The organism is Pseudomonas sp. Ant30-3, from assembly GCF_000690905.1.
Classification (GTDB): domain Bacteria; phylum Pseudomonadota; class Gammaproteobacteria; order Pseudomonadales; family Pseudomonadaceae; genus Aquipseudomonas.
Map to the genome: position 1 here is coordinate 1 of NZ_JMCL01000197.1, position 499 is coordinate 499.

At 53.7% G+C, this 499-nt stretch carries 1 protein-coding gene and 1 pseudogene; one reads left to right on the forward strand and one right to left on the reverse strand.

The features are described from left to right. On the reverse strand, positions 1-192 hold a 192-nt coding region (locus tag DU29_RS1000000133485; protein WP_033051088.1), incomplete at its 3' end, for a hypothetical protein. Positions 193-244: 52 nt separating this feature from the next. On the opposite strand from DU29_RS1000000133485, the pseudogene DU29_RS01000000130700 reads away from it, so the two are divergent. Further along, positions 245-499 (forward strand): annotated as a pseudogene (locus DU29_RS01000000130700) (hypothetical protein); the annotation flags it as partial.

The window sequence follows — 499 nt, forward strand, 5'->3', positions numbered from 1 at the left end:
TCCTTCTATATTGACCTGTCGGAGAATCCCGATGAACCCCCATCGCCCATCTTCCTCGGGTTTCGGGCTGGTCACCGATTCTTTACTGACTACTTCAGCCGCTTGCGCGATATTGGGGTTAATCATATTGGCCTCAACCTGAAATACGCGACACGTCCGGCGCATGAGATTGTTCAGGAACTTGGCGAGCATGTCGTACCGCACTTTCCGGCGCACGCTACTGCCCATTTGGAGGAGGCGCAGGATGCTGCACGGTCATAAAATTTTTGCCTGGGATCTCGCTTTTACTTCTTCGGCTGGTACCTATGCCTTCGATGTCCAATGCGAAATGCTGGCTGACATCGGTTATGACGGCCTGACCTATGCCGTCTGGTCAGGGAGCCGATGGGAAACCGCAAAGCGTCTATCCACCGTGAAAGATCGTTTCGGTTTGGAGGTCTTTAGCGTGTATGTGGTGATCGACCTGGATCAGGGCCCACAGCATCCCATCAACGCAGGA